At 33.1% G+C, this 15,968-nt stretch carries 11 protein-coding genes; 1 reads left to right on the forward strand and 10 read right to left on the reverse strand.

The annotated features are described in order from the left end of the window. Positions 1-34: 34 nt before the first annotated feature. The 9 genes from V5J73_RS02335 to V5J73_RS02375 form a co-directional block, all read right to left on the reverse strand. On the reverse strand, positions 35-805 hold the full coding sequence (locus V5J73_RS02335) for a class I SAM-dependent methyltransferase (protein WP_338647334.1): 771 nt from the start codon (positions 803-805) through the stop codon (positions 35-37). Further along, the gene (gene map, locus V5J73_RS02340; protein ID WP_338647336.1) at positions 805-1,623 is read right to left on the reverse strand and encodes a type I methionyl aminopeptidase; all 819 of its coding nucleotides are present in this window, start codon (positions 1,621-1,623) and stop codon (positions 805-807) included. Before map ends, V5J73_RS02335 begins: the two co-directional genes overlap by 1 nt. Before the next feature lie 44 nt (positions 1,624-1,667). Further along, the gene (locus tag V5J73_RS02345; RefSeq protein WP_338647337.1) at positions 1,668-3,056 is read right to left on the reverse strand and encodes a TolC family protein; all 1,389 of its coding nucleotides are present in this window, start codon (positions 3,054-3,056) and stop codon (positions 1,668-1,670) included. Beyond that, positions 3,056-4,402 (reverse strand): HlyD family secretion protein, encoded by a 1,347-nt coding sequence (locus tag V5J73_RS02350; RefSeq protein ID WP_338647338.1) that lies wholly within the window; start codon positions 4,400-4,402, stop codon positions 3,056-3,058. Before V5J73_RS02350 ends, V5J73_RS02345 begins: the two co-directional genes overlap by 1 nt. A gap of 2 nt (positions 4,403-4,404) precedes the next feature. Further along, positions 4,405-6,066 (reverse strand): peptidase domain-containing ABC transporter, encoded by a 1,662-nt coding sequence (locus V5J73_RS02355; protein ID WP_338647339.1) that lies wholly within the window; start codon positions 6,064-6,066, stop codon positions 4,405-4,407. An 18-nt stretch (positions 6,067-6,084) separates the two neighbouring features. Then, positions 6,085-6,756 carry a TetR/AcrR family transcriptional regulator gene (locus tag V5J73_RS02360; RefSeq protein ID WP_338647340.1) on the reverse strand — a complete coding sequence of 224 codons (672 nt, stop codon included), beginning with the start codon at positions 6,754-6,756 and terminating at the stop codon, positions 6,085-6,087. A gap of 123 nt (positions 6,757-6,879) precedes the next feature. Beyond that, the gene (gene gpmI / locus V5J73_RS02365) at positions 6,880-8,397 is read right to left on the reverse strand and encodes a 2,3-bisphosphoglycerate-independent phosphoglycerate mutase (RefSeq protein WP_338647342.1); all 1,518 of its coding nucleotides are present in this window, start codon (positions 8,395-8,397) and stop codon (positions 6,880-6,882) included. A gap of 140 nt (positions 8,398-8,537) precedes the next feature. Then, entirely contained in the window at positions 8,538-10,955 is a 2,418-nt protein-coding gene (locus tag V5J73_RS02370; RefSeq protein ID WP_338647343.1) for a DUF5916 domain-containing protein, read from the reverse strand. 127 nt (positions 10,956-11,082) lie between these two features. Beyond that, positions 11,083-13,476, reverse strand: a complete 2,394-nt coding sequence (locus tag V5J73_RS02375) for a DUF5916 domain-containing protein (RefSeq protein WP_338647344.1) — start codon at positions 13,474-13,476, stop codon at positions 11,083-11,085. A gap of 188 nt (positions 13,477-13,664) precedes the next feature. Between V5J73_RS02375 and V5J73_RS02380 the strand changes: the two genes are divergently transcribed. Further along, positions 13,665-14,387, forward strand: a complete 723-nt coding sequence (locus tag V5J73_RS02380; protein ID WP_338647346.1) for a murein L,D-transpeptidase catalytic domain family protein — start codon at positions 13,665-13,667, stop codon at positions 14,385-14,387. Here V5J73_RS02380 and V5J73_RS02385 read toward each other — a convergent pair. Continuing rightward, entirely contained in the window at positions 14,376-15,965 is a 1,590-nt protein-coding gene (locus V5J73_RS02385) for a L,D-transpeptidase family protein (RefSeq protein ID WP_338647347.1), read from the reverse strand. The two genes, V5J73_RS02380 and V5J73_RS02385, sit on opposite strands and share 12 nt — an antisense overlap. Positions 15,966-15,968: the final 3 nt, after the last annotated feature.

Consider the following 15,968-nt stretch of genomic DNA (forward strand, 5'->3'; position numbering starts at 1 on the left):
AAAGTAATTTTAGCAGGTTTTTTTATGATGTATATTATTTAAAACAAACTGGAATAATTTCTCCTTTTGCTAAACAATATTTTGCAACTAATTCAGGAGCGATTTTATTGGTATAATCCTCTTCAACTACTGTAAAACCAATGCTTCGTAGTTTATCAAAATAATCACGTCCATAAATACGAACATGATCGTATTGCCCAAAAATCTTAGCGCGTTCTTTTTGATCAGTAATCGTATCATCAGCAAATGTCGTCGCTCTTTTTAAATCCTGTGGAATTTGTAAAATTGCCATTCCACCAGGTTTCAAGACACGATATAATTCCTGCATGGCCTTGGTGTCATCCGGAATGTGTTCTAAAACGTGGTTGCAAAGAATAACATCATATTGATTGTCTTCAAAAGGCAAATTACAAATGTCTGCTTTCACATCCGCCAAAGGCGAAAATAAATCGGTTGTGGTGTATTCCAGATTTTTCTGGTTTCGAAACAATTTATAAAAAGCTTGCTCTGGTGCAAAATGCAATACTTTCTTTTTTGCTGTCGAAGTAAAAAAATCAGTTTGTTCATTCAAATATAGCCAAAGCAAACGATGTCTCTCTAATGAAAGTGTACTTGGTGAAAGCACGTTGTTGCGTTGTGTTTCATATCCGTAAGGCAACATCGATTTGAAGCTTTTCCCGTCGATTGGATCCGTAAAATTAGTTCCTCTTAATGAAAAAGCGATAATAGGACGGGCTACATAGCTCAACCTGATTAATAAAGGACGAGGAATCGTATTAAGTATAAGTTTAAAAAGTTTTTTCATTACAGAACCAAAGGTTTTTGTCTAAACTCATCTTCTTCATTACTAACAATTCCTAACGCTTTGTAGATGTATCCAAAAGTCGATAAAATCTCTGGTTTCCCATCAATAATTGCAACATCATGTTCAAAATGAGCGCTTGGTTTCCCATCGGCAGTAAGGATTGTCCAGCCGTCTTTTAGTTGTTTTATGTTACGGGTTCCCATGTTAATCATAGGTTCAATAGCGACAACCATTCCTTCTACAAAAAGTTTTCCTCTTCCTTTTTTACCATAATTAGGCATTTCAGGATCTTCATGCATTTTTTGTCCTACGCCATGACCTACTAATTCACGAACTACACCATAACCATGCGCTTCGGTGTATTTTTGAATTGCATTTCCTACGTCTTCCACGCGGTTTCCTAATTTGAATTCGCGGATTCCAACGTATAATGACTCTTTAGTTACTTGCAATAATTTTTTAGTTTCAGGAGCAACTTCACCTATTTCAAAAGAATAGGCATGATCACCATGGTATCCGTTTTTATATGCGCCACAATCTACAGAGATTACATCACCACTTTTTAAAGGCGTATTGTTTGGGATTCCATGAACAACTTGAGCGTTTGGACTCATGCAAAGTGAATTTGGGAAACCATATAATCCAAGAAAACTTGGTTCAGCCCCATGATCACGAATGAATTCTTCAGCTAATTTGTCCAGATATAAAGTAGTAACTCCTTCTTTGATTTCAGAAGCAATCATCCCTAATGTTTTTGATACGATTAACGCACTTTCGCGCATCAATTCTATTTCTTCACGTGATTTTACAATAATCATAATTTCGAATTTTCAGTTTGCAAAAGTACGATTTTATAAATTATTTAATCCGGATTAGCCATAATTTTAAAAAGCTCTGAATTTGAGATGTAAAAACGGTTCTCCAAAGCGATCTTTGAAAGCTGTGCAAGTACTAAATTATTCTCTCGGGTGTTGATTAAAAATAAAGAGCTTTCGCCAAAAGAAAACAAACGCTCTTCAGAATTTAACATTGTGATATTGTCTTGAACCAAACTTTTGATTAATGCTTTTTGTTTTAAAAGCGATTCAATTTCCATTTTTTGGGCATTAATTTTATTGGTTAATTGCACTTTTTCTAGATCCAATACAAATTCGGTTTCCTGTACTTTGTACTTCGCCAATTTCAAGCTTCCACGTTCTTTGCGCAGAAATAAAGGAAAATAAAAATCCAATCCAATTTTATAATCCTCAAATTGATAATTGTCAATATAACTGGGTTCTGATAAATAAGAGTATCCAATATCAATTTTTGGCAACAGCATATTGGCCTTTAATTTCTTTTCCACGTTTAACATATCAATTTTGCTCTGTAACGCATTGATTTTTGGATGATTGGTGATCGAGAAGTCAGTATTCAATAAATCATTGGTTTTTAAACTTTCTTGGATCGTAAATTCTAATTGTATTTCTGGAATTAATTCATCTGCCAATTCAAGTGGAATGTTGTTTTCCAACCAAAGAAAATTAGCGAGTTCTAATTTGGCTTTAGCCAATTTAAGTTTGGAATCTTCTAAATTCAATATTCGGTTTTTTACAATAATACCGGCTTCAACACTATCGATTGCCGGTTTGTCTCCTTGCTTGATCAATGATTGAATTCCTTTAAGCCTAATTTGTGCATTTTCATTATACTCTTCGTACAACTGCACTTCATTGAAGTTTTTTTTCCAATTAAAATAAGCCAAGGAAGCATCGTATAAAACTGTGATAGCTTGCAGTTTTCTTTCGGATTGGCTTAGTTGCATTTGCATTTTTGCTTTTCTTACATCGGCCATTCTTTGATTGATAAACAACCCTTGTCCCAGCGGAATCGTTACTCCAAGAGAAGTTAATCCTTGATTGGGCACCGTATTTTCTGGATTGAGATAAACGCCTTCGTTGTTGTCAAAGCCCGCTTTAATCTCAATTCCATACCAAGTTGGAATTTTGAAGCTACTGTTCAAAATCGAGTAATATTCAGTGTCTTTGAATTGTTTTTTGCTAAAATCAACTTCTATTTTTGGATCAAAGCCACCGCGGGCCATCATCAAATTAGCCTGTGCTTTATTGATTTCTAAGTTGGCATTTTTAACTAACGGATGGTATTTCTTTACATAACCCAGAAATTCAGTATACGTGAATTCTTTTGAGGATATACCTTGTGCTGTGGCAGCAAATCCAAAGAATAAAAATGCTAAAAATACTTGTTTCATTATTTCTTTTCTTTTGTAGTTTTGGCTGATGGTTTGTAATAATTTGGAGGAAATCCATTTAGGGTTCTCCACAATTCGAACCACACCGGAACATTGTCTAATAAGGCAATAGTTTGCGCTCCTGCACCTATACTCAGTTGTTTGGGCCATTTGTCTTCGTTTTTATCAGGTGCAATTAACACGCGGTATTTCCCGTTTTCACTGATAAAATTTTCGATAGCAACAATTTCACCACCAAATGTTCCATAGGACATATCTGGCCATCCTGAAAAGACGATTGTTGGCCATCCATCAAACCAAACTCGAACCTTTTCTCCTTTGGTTAATAACGGCAAATCAATTGGGTTTACAAAAGTCTCTACGGCAATATCATATTCGGATGGCATTATAGTAGCTATTGGCGTTCCTTCTTTGATAGTTTCTCCTATACCAGATTGAAGCGCTCTATTGACATATCCATTTTGTGAAGCTTTGATGTAATACATGCCATTTCGAATGCTGTAATTTGCATATTGATTAGCAAGTTTATTCACTTGTGCATCCGTATCGTACTGACTGCTTAGCGCGGTAAATTTATCACTATTTGCTTTAGAAACTTTCTCTGCATATTCAGCACCAATTCTGTTTATTTCAACTTTAGCATTAATTAACTCGTTTTTGCTGGTTAACAATTTGTTTTCCTGAGTGATAATTTTTGCTTCGACTTCTTGTAATTTCAGTCTTTTTTCTTCAATATCAGTGAGTGGTTTTAAGCCTTCTTTATTCAACTCAACCGAACGATTGTATTGTGTGTTGGCTATTTTTAGTTGTGTCTTTACAGCCACTAAATCCATGCTGTCACTTTTTATTTTTAAAAATGATTGTTTGATTTTATTTTGTGCTTGTTCTAGTTTTAAGATTTTTTCTCTTTCAATTGCTTGAATTTGACCTGAAAGTGTATTTACTTTTGATCCATAGGATTGTAAGGATTGTTTTTTGGCATCCATTTGGTTTTTTGTGTTTTGCACTAAGTTTGGGTCCATATAATCCTCTTTTATTTCAGATATAAATAGGATTGTATCGCCTTTTTTGACAAAATCACCTTCTTGTACGTACCATTTTTCAAGTCTACCAGAAATTACACTTTGAATCGATTGAGGGCGTTGGTCTGGTTTTAATGTAGTCACGCTTCCAGTTCCAGAAATATTTTGTGTCCAGGGTAGAAAAAGCGCCACTAAAACCAGAATAGAAACTCCAGCTATAATTTTATTTAAAATTTTATAATGTGGTCTGTTTGTTAAATTTTTTATGGTTGTAAATCGGTCGAGTAACGGCAATTTTGTTTTGTTATCGGATATGTTTAGCATGACTAATTATTTTTTAAATCGAGTTGAATAGCTCCGTTTTGCATGATGATTTTTCTATTACATTTAGTTTTCCAATGCGGATTTTTAGATGAAACAATAATCGTCCATTTGTTTTTTTCGGAAGTAATGAAATCAATAATTTCATTAGCCACTTTTTCATCCATCATATCAGTTGGATCCTCATAAAAAAGTATTCTGGGCTTATGAATAATACTTCTTGCTAATAGCATTTTTTGCGCATTGGATGACGATAATTGTTTTCCTTCAGGATAAATGCGAGTCTCCAGACCTTTTGGTAATGATTTGATGAATCCAGAAAGTTGTACGCCATCAATTGCCCATTTTAGATCTTCACTGCTTATTGAATTGTCATTGAAAGTAATATTTTCTAATAAGGTGCCTTCAAAAGGTGTTTCGCTGTGGATAATGCTTCCTATTTGAGATCTGTATTGTTTTAGGTTGATTTTTCTAAATGTGTCATCATTTATGTAAAAAGAACCAGATGTGGGTTGCAATAAACCGGATAATATTCGAATAAGAGTTGTTTTTCCAGATCCATTTTCTCCTTCAATGGCTATTTTATCGCCTTGTTCAATTTTTAGTGAAATAGCAGTTAATATTTCTTTATCTGAATCTGGGAATTTAAAGTTGAGGTTTTCTGTCTCTAAGGAAATATTTGTGTAGCAGGTGTCACTTTCAAAAGTAGTCTCTTCTTCTAAATGTAAGTCAGTTACTTGTCCAATTTTTTCAATAGAGGTTAGCACGTCATAGAATGTTTCCAGTCCGAGTATTATTTTTTCTACTGAATTTATAACCAATAAAATGATAATTTCTGCGGCTACAAATTGCCCAATATTCATTTGTTGGGACAACACTAAAAACCCACCAATTGACAATAAACTCGCAGTTATTATGATTTTAAAAATAATTAATTGGCTGAATTGTCTTTGCATTACTTTAAAATGTTTTTCTCGATAATTCAAATAATCACCAACTAGGCTGTTGTTTTTTTGCAAACCATAATTATAGTTGAGGTCATTTTTAAAACTAAAATTATTTCGAGCCATTTCTTGCAACCAGCTGGCTACTTTATATTTGAATTTTGATTCTTTTAAGCTGGTTTCCAGTCCTGATTTATAAGAGAATTTAAAGATGAAATACAGAAGAAAAAATAGCAAAACACCAAATATAATAAAGTACGGATGATACAATGACAATAAAATTATTCCGAAAACGATTTGTAAGAGCGCTGCCGAAAAATCGATTAAAAGCTTTGACGTCCCTTTTTGGATTGTCATCGTGTCAAAAAAGCGATTGGCTAATTCTGGTGGATAGGTGTTGTATAATTCGTCCATCTTTATTTTTGGCAAGCGAGCTGCGAATTCAAATGAAGAACGAACAAATATTTTTTGTTGTAAATTTTCAGTAATACGCAGTTGCATTAAAGATAGAATTCCAACTAATGCAACACCAAAAACCACTAAAATAATTAAGACAATCCAAGAAGCACTAACTCGTCCTGATTGTATAAAGTTTGTGATTGCTTGAATTCCGAGTGGTAATGACAAGCTGATTATTCCTGCAAATATGGCATAGAAGAAAATTTGATAAACATCTTTTCGGTCTAGTGCAAGTAAGTTATAAAAACGTTTTAATGGAGTCATAATGGCTTTTTTAATGGTTTAGAGAAGGACATTTTCTACAAGATTCAGATAAAATTGAGTCGTAGTAACAGATTCATTACAATCTGTAATCGTTTTTAAATGCTCCGTCAAAAAGTGCTGATGCAAGCTTCCTTCAACAATTGTTGAAATTAGTGATTTAGCATAAGGATATTCCGGGTCGACTTCGTTTACAAAGCCTACAATTCGATTAATGACTCTTTTATAAATCAGAAAAAAACCTTCTTTGTTTTCTTGATCTACTTCTTTTGTTTGTAATGTCTTAGTAAATTCAGCTATAATGATTTTATTTAAAATAGATTCATTAATGTGCTCCGTGTTGTTATCATCAGTAACTTTTTCTGTTACGATAGTTATTGCTTTTTTGAGTTTTTCTTTTGGGTCTAAAATATTTGTTGTTGAAAAAACCAGTTTGTATTCCATCCAGCTCCAGTACCATGAGGATAAATATACCAATAGTTTATGTTTGTTTTCAAAATAACGATAAATGGAACTTTCATTGGATCCAATTTTCTCCCCTAATTTTTTGAATGTAAAATTATCAAATCCAATTTGGTCTATTAAAAGGATACTTTGTTCTACAATTTTTTTACCTAAAGGAGACGTTTCCGGATCCTTAACATAGATTTTCTCGTTGACTTGTATTTTTAAATTGGATAGTATTGTATTCATAATTGATAATATTTTATGCAAATATAATAGTATTACTATTAATAATGAGATTTTAACTTTTATTTATCAAAAAAGCTACTCGTATGGAGTAGCTTTTAATTCAAATATTTATAGTTAATTTGTTTAAAGTAAAGAATGGCAAGTCATTACCTCTGGTTTTTCAACTCCCATTAATTCCAAGATAGTAGGAGCAATATCGCCAAGAACTCCATCATGAATCGCTCTTAAGTCTTTGTCTACTAGAATAATTGGAACTGGATTTGTAGTATGCGCTGTATTGGGACTGCCGTCAGGATTAATCATTGTTTCGCAATTTCCATGATCTGCAATTACTATTGTTGTGTAATTATGGGCTAGTGCAGTTGTGATTACTTTTTCTACGCATTGATCAACAGCTTCACAGGCCTTTATGGCTGCACTCATAATCCCAGTATGTCCTACCATATCGCCGTTGGCAAAGTTCAAACAAACAAAATCTACTTCTTCTTTCTCTAATTCAGGAACTAAAGCATCTGTCAATTCAAAGGCGCTCATTTCCGGTTGTAAATCATAAGTAGCCACTTTTGGAGAGTTTTTCAAGATGCGGCTTTCGCCTAGAAATGGTAGCTCTCTTCCTCCAGAAAAGAAAAAAGTAACGTGTGGATATTTCTCTGTTTCGGCAATACGAATTTGCGTTTTATGCGCTTTTTCTAAAACTTCACCTAAAGTTTCAGTGATGTTATCTTTGTTATAAACGACTTTTACATTTTGGTACGTTTCGTCATAATTAGTAAGCGTAACATAATACAAATTGAGTTTGTGCATGTTTTGTTCATGACAATCCATTTGAGTTAAAACTTCCGTTAATTCTCTTCCTCTGTCCGTTCTAAAGTTAAAGAAAATAACCACATCATCTTCTTCAATTGTGGCCAATGGCTTGTCATCTTCATCAACAATAACTGTTGGATGAATAAATTCATCGGTTACATTAACTTCATAACTTTCTTCGATAGAAGCAACTGCATTTGTTGAATGAGTTCCAATTCCGTTTACTAATAAATCGTAAGCGAGTTTCACTCTTTCCCAACGTCTGTCTCGATCCATGGCATAATAACGTCCCACAACCGAAGCCAGTTTTACGGTAGTAGTAGCAATATAATCTTGTAAATCCTGAATGTAGTGTTTGCCGGATTTTGGGTCTACGTCACGGCCGTCAGTAAAGGCATGAACGAAAACTTTTTGCAATCCATGTTGTTGTGTAGCGTCGATTAAGCCGCGTAAATGTGATGTATGAGAATGTACACCACCATCTGAAACTAGACCTAAAAAGTGTACTTTTTTATTGTTTGTTTTCGCATACGTAAAAGCATCAACTAAAACTTGCTCTTTTGCTAAAGTGTCATGTGCAACGGCAAGGTTAATTTTGGCTAAATCCTGATAGACAATTCTACCGGCGCCCAGATTCATGTGTCCTACCTCGCTGTTTCCCATTTGTCCTTCAGGAAGTCCAACATTCAAACCGTCTGTTCTAAGTTGGGCGCTAGGATAATTTCTATATAAACTGTTAATAAATGGCACATTAGCATTATCAATAGCAGATACTTTTGGATCTGGAGATTTTCCCCAACCATCCAAAATCATAAGAATTACTTTTTTGTTCATTGTACTATATTTTAAACAAAGATAAAGTATTTCTAAAAATGTTCGAATGAATGAAAATCACTATTATACATTCGGAGGCTAAGAATAACAAATAATGATTATTTTGTTGTGGAACCTTGTCTTTTTTAAAATTAATGCATTTAGAATTTATTCTTAACTTGATTGTAATCTATAAAATAACGCACACTAATAGAGAAAACATGACTTAACGCATCATTATTTAATAGATTGGTAACATTATCGTTGAATTTTTTATTGATTTCTCTTTCAAATGCCCCAGCATTGTTTCGGTACAAGACTGAAACTTGACTTCCTGGTGCAAACCACCAAGAAAAAGACAAATCAGCATTCCAAGAATAGAAACTCGAATTTTTATTAGTTGTATATCCTGTAAAATCAGCCAGTCTTCCGTTTTGTTCTAATGATAAAGTATTTTTATTTTCGGCATACGACCAGTATTGACGCAGCGAAATATTAAAGGTCATTTGGCTGTTTAACGAATACTTTCCAGAAAGGGTATTCGAATAGGTAATTACGTTTCTATTGGCAAAAACAATTGTGTTTGGCGTAGCCGAATTCATGTCGTCATTAATACTGTCAATGTACCCTTTATTATTGTTCTGTCTGAAAAAATTGAAGTTATAATTCAGCGATAATTTGTCATTAAACCGATATCTTGGACCGATTGAAAAACCATAAGAATTTCGTCCTGCCTCATCAAAAACGGCATAGGATGGATTCAAATCAATAGCAAAAGCATTATTATAATTAGTTGAAATATAAACAAATCCGCCTATTTTTGTAGGTCTGATTACGTACCTATTTGCCGCTCTTGGTTCATAGTAATCAAATGTTTCTATAGGATTGACATCAAAGCCGATTCCGAAATAGTGATTTTTTTTCGTGTTTGAATTAATCTGAAAGTTAATGTTGCTAGCTTGTATTTTTCCAGTCTCTTTTTGAAATTGTGAATAGCCGTTTATTCTAGCATTGAATGAGTTAAAAATTTTAGTAGGGTTCAGAATTCGATAGCTGGAATTGGCATAAATACTGTAGTAATTTGTTTCAAAATTAATGCCTAAATCATTGTTATCGAAATCCTTTGTCATAATATCAGCGCCTATTCCATAACGAAATTTTCCGCTAGTTTCTGAGAAATTTAATTGTGAATTAATTCCTTTTTTGTCCTCTAGATCATTGATATAGCTGTATTTAAAATCACCTGAAAGGTTATATGTATTTTTCTTAGTATTTAAATCCCAAACCAATGCGGTTACATTTCCATCTCTAAAACTCCCGTTTCTAGTTACATTAGTATTTACAAATGCTACTGAGGAGTTTTTGCGAAAGCGTTGATCTAGTACTAAAACATTGTAATTTGCAAGTGGTTCAACTATTTCTTTTCTGATTTCTTGAGTGTCATTATTTCGAATTGATGCAGCTGTTTTTTCAGTAACGGCATTTAAAATTCCAACGCCTAATCCGTTTTTAGTTCTTCCTGAAACTTTCAACGCGTTTATAAGATTGACACTTGCGGGATTATCAATTATTTCTTCATTGGGTTGAGTGGTTGGGTAATTGCTTGGGTTTCCACCAATGCGTCTCGAGTACACTAGGTTTCCTTTGCTAAACAAGTCGGTTCCTTCTGTAAAAAAAGGTCTATTTTCATTGAACTGTTGCTCAAATGGACCTAAATTCAATATTTGATCGTCGTATTTGGTTTGGCCAAAATCAGGAATCAAAATCATATCCAGTGTAAAAGCATCGTTTATACCATATTTTAAATCGAGTCCCCCTTTTAGAGTTCCCTTTGTTTTTTGACGCGAATTAGCATCTACGTAAAAGGAAGAATAGGGTAGAAGAAAAAGTCGAGTAGGTGGTTTTATGTTTTCAATTCCTTCTAGTATTCCTGTTTGTTGGGTAAAAGTACCAAGTTTTGAATCGATGAAATTCCAAGTGTATTTGAAACGATCTCGTCTCACTTCTCTAAAAAAATTAAGTCCCCAAGTTTGTTTATTCTCTGCTGAAAAGCGTAATGCTGCATAAGGAATTCTCATTTCTACAATCCAGCCTTTGTCGGTAATTACGGCTTTGCTTTTCCAAACGGCATCCCATGAATAGTCTTCTCCATTGGTGTCAGTGGTGATACAGTCTGCTTGACCATCTGCGGCATTTACAAAAAATTGAAAATCTTGTTGACCGTCATTGAAACCATTTATAAAAACACCAAAAATATCTGATGTCCCAAAATCGTCTCGCTGTGTAATCTCTCGTAATATTTTATCAGGATTATCATCATACATCATGGCGCCTATATAAATAGCGTCATTATCGTATAAAACTTTCACTTCCGTTTTTTTATTTTCAGGAATGGGTTTACCATTATCTGGTTCAAATGTTATAAAATCACTTGCTATTGAAGCTGATTGCCAAATGTCTTCGTTAAGTTTTCCGTCGATTTCAACTTTCTCCGAAATGAATTTTGTTTGTAAGACTTTTTTTTGGCTGTAGCCAAAGAATGACAACAGTAGAAAACAAAATAAAAGATAATTTTTCATGAAACGATTGATTGGTTGATTGATGCGAAATTTAGTAAAACCAAATAGCTTCAAACGGAGCAATTACCAATCCACTGAATAGTTTGAGTTAATAGACTCTCTTTTCAATTGAATGTTACAGTTTAAATTAAAATTTATTTTTCACGGCATTGTAATCAATAAAATAGCGAATGCTTACTGAGAGTACATTGGTTAGGTCGCTATTAAAAATACTTTTTAGATTTCTAGATAAATCTTTTTCCACTATAGCAGCTCTTTCTAGTCCATAGTTACGGTACAAAATGGATATTTCACTTCCGGGTGCAAACCACCACGAGTACGATAAATCAAAGTTCCAAGAATTAAAATTTCGATCCTTGTTTTGTGCATAGCTAGTATTTGGAGTTAAATAACCGCTGTTTTGTAAGGTAAAGAATTCATGATTTTTAGAATACGACCAATAATAGCGAGCCGTTAAGTTAATGGTCATTTTGTTGTTTAAGGAATATTTTCCAGTAAGATCGTTTTGAAGAATTTCTCGGTTTCGTTCGGCAAATATAATTCCAGAATCATCAAAATCAACCCATCCACGATCATTATTCATTTTGGTGTATTCAGCTGCGAATGCTAAAGAAAATTTGTCGCTGAATCGGTATTTTGGACCTAAATAAAAGCCATAATTATTTCTACCACTCTCATTGTATTTTGTAAATGCAGGTTGGATAATTAGTGTAAAAGGATTGTTGTCGTTTGACGTGAAATTTAGAATGGTAATCACTTTTTCTGGAAGAAATACATATTTGCCATATTCACGTGGCTCGTAAAAATCGAATGTTTTGACGGGTGTTAATTCGAATAAAAGCTCTAAAGAATCATTCCCTAATGTTGTCGCCCGTATTTCTGTCCCAAAAGCACCAGTTTGTAATTTTTTAGACGTGTTGTCCACTTCAAAATTTATATATTCATTTAATCTGAAAGTGTTAAAAATTTTGGTTGGATTTACTATTCTATAGCTTGCATGTCCATAGGCATTGTGATAATTAGAATAAAAATTGATGCCTAAATCATTCACATCGTAATTTTCAGAAAGATATTTTCCAGAAAAACCGTATCTATATTGTCCACTTGTTTTTTCAAAACCAATTTCTGTTTTAAATCCATCATAGTCTTTAATAGTATTGATCGAGCTGTATTTAAAGTCACCGTATAGATTATAGGTATTTGATTTTGTGTTTAAATCAAACAATACTGCCGCAACATTTGCATCTCTAAAATTACCGTTTCTGGTAGTATTTGCATTGACAAAAGTCACAGAAGAGTTTTGATTAAAGCGTTGGTCTAGGACAAACATATTGTAATTGGTCAAAGGTTCAATGACTTCTTTTCTAGTGTCACCAGTGTCATTGTTTAAAATAGTAGCTTTAGTTTTTTCAGTAACGGCATTCAAGAATCCAATTCCTAAACCCTTTTGAGTTCGACCAGATATTTTTATTGCATTTAGTAAATTGACTGTACTAGGGTAATTAATGATTTCTTCATTTGCTGCGGTTGTTGGTTCGGTACTTGGAGCACCGCCAATTCTTCGCGAATAAAACAAACCTCCTTTGTTAAACAAATCTGTTCCTTCTGTAAAGAAAGGTCTGTTTTCTTCAAATCTTTGTTCAAAAGGCAATAGGTTTAAGATAGCATTGTCAAATTTTGTCTGTCCAAAATCAGGTACTAAAATAGCATCTAATGTAAAGGAGTCGTTAATTCCATATTTTATATCTAATCCGGCTTTGAAAGTTCTGTCAGAGCCAATATCGCTTTGCTGATAGTAGGCGGATGTATATGGAATTATAAAAAGTCGGGTAGGAGTTTGTATTTTTTCAATTCCTTGAAGGATTCCTGCTTGTGGAATTACAGCGCCAATTTTAGTGTCAATTCTATTCCAAGTATATTTTTGTACGTCACGCTTTATTTCACGCATGAAGTTTAAACCCCAAGTTTGTGTATCTGCTTTCGAGAATCGTAAAGCTGCATAAGGAATTTTCATTTCTACAACCCAACCAAATTCAGTTACGCTTACTTCGCTGTCCCAAATAGCATCCCAAGTAAAATCTTCAAAATCTTCTGTTGCCAAACAATCCATTTGAACACCTGCGGCACTTACAAAAAAACGGAAATCCTGTTGACCATCATTGAATCCGTTTATATAAACTGAAAAGTGATCTGATACTCCAAAAACATCTCTCTCTGTTATTTCGCGTTGAATTTTATTGGGTTCATTGTCATAAAGCAATGCCGATATGTAAATGGCATTGTTATCGTAAAGCACTTTTACTTCTGTTTTTTTATCGGTGCTTATTGGTTTTCCATTATCCGGTTCAAACATTACAAAATCGGTAGCAATTGAAGCAGTTTCCCAAATTTTTTCATTTATCTTTCCATCAATTGTTATGTTTTCAGTTATGGATTTTGCCTGAAGCGTCTTTTTTTGGCTGTAAGCGGTAGAACTAATGAATATTAAAAAAAAGATACTAATAGAATGTAATTTTGACATAAATTGGGATTGATTCTAAACAAAAATAACAAAATTAACATAGAAATTGTGTTTTTTGTGGTTTTTCACTCAATATTTGGTCAAGTTAAACGTTGTATAGGAACTAATATTTTGTTAAAAATGTTTCAATTCTTATTTTTTGCTGTAGGTTTGCAATCCCGAATTTATTTATAACTTAAAGATAGTCAATGATTTATAACTTATTTCCTACTATTATGTTTTTACTATTTGCTTTTTCTTCTAGTAAAACAAGCTTTCCTGAATCAAGTCATGTTAAACCAGTGGTTTATACCAAAGTGGTAGCGTCTAATGTTGAGGCTAAAATTGAAATGGCGTATAGTAATTTACATTCTGATAAATTTGCTTTGCCTAAATTAGAAAGTTTTGCAGAGGCTTTAAAAGGATATTATTCGTTGAAAGAAAAAGGATTAATTAAGAAAGATATTTTAACATTAATTGATTTTAGTTTGTCTTCGAATACCAAAAGACTTTGGGTAATTAATCTTGTTACTGGAGATATATTGTTTCATTCTCTTGTTGCTCATGGAAGAAATACAGGTGATGAGTATGCCTCAAATTTTTCAAATGCAGCAGAATCGTATAAAAGCAGTTTAGGTTTTTATGCTACAGGTGAAATATATAATGGTAAACACGGTATGTCACTTAGGTTAGATGGTTTAGAAAAAGGGGTTAATGACAACGCAAGAGCTAGAGGTGTGGTAATGCACGCGGCTGATTATGTCTCTAATTCATTTATAAAAAACAATCATAGATTAGGAAGAAGTCAAGGTTGTCCCGCTGTGCCGGTAGAATTGTCTAAAGAAATTATTAGTGCAATAAAAAACAAATCTTGTTTTTTTATTTATCATCCTTCAAGAGTTTCTAAATTTGGAGCACAATCAATTTCTTAATTTAGTGTATAAATCGGCATCTAGATTGTAAATATCATCTCTGAAAATAAGTTTGTTGTTTTTGCTCCAAGCAGTCCAATATAATAAGTGAAAGGAAACTTCTTTTTTGATTTTTACGAATTTTGTTTTTTCGCTTTGTAGAATTTCTGTGATTTTCCCAAGATTCCAATTGACGGGATCATTCAATAAATATTCAGTTAATTCTAATGGGTTGTCAACTCTAACGCAACCGGAACTCAACGAACGATCTATTTTGTCGAAATAATCCCTGTGATTAGTATCGTGTAAGTAAACAGAAAATCGGTTTGGGAAAATAATCTTAATCATTCCCAGTGAATTAAAAGTGCCAGGGCTTTGTACATAACGATACCTTTTGGCCTGGGATAGTTGCCATTCGTATGGACCTATAATTTTTCCGTTGTAATCATATACCTTGATGTTTGATTTAGTGAGATAGCTTCTGTTTTTTAAAATAGCAGGAATAACATCTTCCCGCAAAATAGTGGGTGGGACAGTCCAAGTTGGATTAAAAACAACCTGAGTTAATTTCGACGATAATATTGGACTTTTTCTTTTCGCTCTTCCTACTATTACTTTGTGTGTTCTTAGTGTGTCTTTATCTTTTATTAATGACAATCTATAGTCGGGAATATTTATGATTGCATATTCTTTCCCCATTTCTTTAGGATACCATTTCCAACGTTCCAGATTTACTATGATTTGCTGAATTCGTTGTTTTTTAGAAATATTGAGACAGGAAATTGTTTTAGGACCAATTATTCCATCAATTGCTAAGCCATGACGCTCTTGAAATTTTTTTAGTGCCCGTATTGTTTCTTTCTCGTAGATTGGGGTTAAGCTATCTTGGGTTTCTAATTCTTTCCAGTAATTCAATCTTTTTTTAATGTCAATTATAGATGGATTTGTATCGTTTGGGGTAATTATTCCAGCAATTTTTAATGCTTTAAAATTATCTTTAGGGAAAGTATGAATTAATTGCAGTGCTTTTTTTAATTTTTTGTAAACAATATGATTGGGTTTTAATTGTTCTATTTTATCTGCTAGTGAGTCGCTGGCCAATAAATTGGTCAAAGTTTCATTTAGGTCAATGTAGTTTTCTTTTAAATCCCAGTTTTTGTATAATTTTCTTGGATTTAATGTGCCGTTAGTCAAGTGTGCAATGTATTTTTGAAAACTGGACGTAAGTAGAATGTCGTATTTCACTAAATCAGAATTGTTTAATGTTGTTGATTTTTTTTCGAAATCACTTAATGTTTTTATTTTATAATCGTCTGGATTTAAGCCTTCTTCATCAGATTTAAGGAGTGCTTTTAGAATTATTTTCCTCTTATTTTCAGATTGCCAAATTGCTCTGTAATTAGTAGATTTATAGAAGTCAGAAAGTGTTTTATTATTAAAAGAATGTAGTAGAACAGTGTCAATTCTAATTGATTTTTCGACAATTAAGTCAGGAGAATTTTTGATCTCATTATAGGAGAATGCCTCGCTTTTTAGTTTTTCCTTTTGGCAACTAATAGTTGCGTAAATTAATAGTACAACAGCTAACGTTTTCATCATTCG

Origin of the sequence: Flavobacterium sp. KS-LB2 (assembly GCF_036895565.1) — a bacterium.
Lineage (GTDB): Bacteria > Bacteroidota > Bacteroidia > Flavobacteriales > Flavobacteriaceae > Flavobacterium.

Bases quoted from the DNA above. Each gene is read 5' to 3' on its own strand.
- V5J73_RS02380 (WP_338647346.1), top strand. From the start codon at position 13,665: ATGATTTATAACTTATTTCCTACTATTATGTTTTTACTATTTGCTTTT.
- V5J73_RS02335 (WP_338647334.1), bottom strand. From the start codon at position 805: ATGAAAAAACTTTTTAAACTTATACTTAATACGATTCCTCGTCCTTTA.
- V5J73_RS02360 (WP_338647340.1), bottom strand. From the start codon at position 6,756: ATGAATACAATACTATCCAATTTAAAAATACAAGTCAACGAGAAAATC.
- V5J73_RS02375 (WP_338647344.1), bottom strand. From the start codon at position 13,476: ATGTCAAAATTACATTCTATTAGTATCTTTTTTTTAATATTCATTAGT.
- V5J73_RS02370 (WP_338647343.1), bottom strand. From the start codon at position 10,955: ATGAAAAATTATCTTTTATTTTGTTTTCTACTGTTGTCATTCTTTGGC.
- V5J73_RS02385 (WP_338647347.1), bottom strand. From the start codon at position 15,965: ATGATGAAAACGTTAGCTGTTGTACTATTAATTTACGCAACTATTAGT.
- V5J73_RS02355 (WP_338647339.1), bottom strand. From the start codon at position 6,066: ATGACTCCATTAAAACGTTTTTATAACTTACTTGCACTAGACCGAAAA.
- map (WP_338647336.1), bottom strand. From the start codon at position 1,623: ATGATTATTGTAAAATCACGTGAAGAAATAGAATTGATGCGCGAAAGT.
- V5J73_RS02350 (WP_338647338.1), bottom strand. From the start codon at position 4,402: ATGCTAAACATATCCGATAACAAAACAAAATTGCCGTTACTCGACCGA.
- gpmI (WP_338647342.1), bottom strand. From the start codon at position 8,397: ATGAACAAAAAAGTAATTCTTATGATTTTGGATGGTTGGGGAAAATCT.
- V5J73_RS02345 (WP_338647337.1), bottom strand. From the start codon at position 3,056: ATGAAACAAGTATTTTTAGCATTTTTATTCTTTGGATTTGCTGCCACA.